We start from the raw sequence: 471 nt of genomic DNA, 5'->3' as shown, positions 1-471 counted from the left end.
GGCGTCGAGCCGGTTGGGGGCCTCGGCGCCGGCGTCGGCGAGCACGATGATCCGGCAGGGGTGTTCGCGGCTGGCTTCGTTCGCGGCTTCGATCGCTTCTTCCTCGAGCCCGGACCGGGTCACGACCACGAGGGTCAGGACCCGGCCGAGCGCGATCACCCCGCCTTGTTCGCGCAGGGACATGAGTTTTTTGGAGACCTTTGAGGTGGTGGTGTCCGGCAGGTCAACGATCATGGCCTTCTCCAGGTTCGTCCGTCACGGGCCAGCAGCTCATCGGCGCTGGCGGGTCCCCAGGACCCCGGGGCATAAGGTTCGGGCTGCTCGGTCAGAGAGGCCCAGTAGTGTTCGAAGGGGTCCAGGATTTTCCAGGACAGTTCCACTTCCTCGTGCCGGGGGAACAGCGGCGGCTCACCCAGGAGCACGTCCAGGATCAGCCGCTCATACGCTTCCGGGGACGATTCGGTGAACGAA

2 pseudogenes are annotated in these 471 nt (G+C 66.0%); both read right to left on the bottom strand.

Annotation, left to right across the window (positions count from 1 at the left end):
• Positions 1-234 (bottom strand): annotated as a pseudogene (locus NQJ30_RS18875) (glucose-6-phosphate dehydrogenase assembly protein OpcA); the annotation flags it as partial.
• Positions 231-471, bottom strand: a pseudogene (locus tag NQJ30_RS18870) (glucose-6-phosphate dehydrogenase); the annotation flags it as partial. The pseudogenes NQJ30_RS18875 and NQJ30_RS18870, both read right to left, overlap by 4 nt.

This window comes from Pseudarthrobacter sulfonivorans (genome assembly GCF_024391045.1).
GTDB lineage: Bacteria > Actinomycetota > Actinomycetes > Actinomycetales > Micrococcaceae > Arthrobacter > Arthrobacter sulfonivorans_B.
The sequence above is the reverse complement of the archived record's forward strand: the minus strand, read 5'-3'. Positions and strand labels throughout refer to the sequence as shown.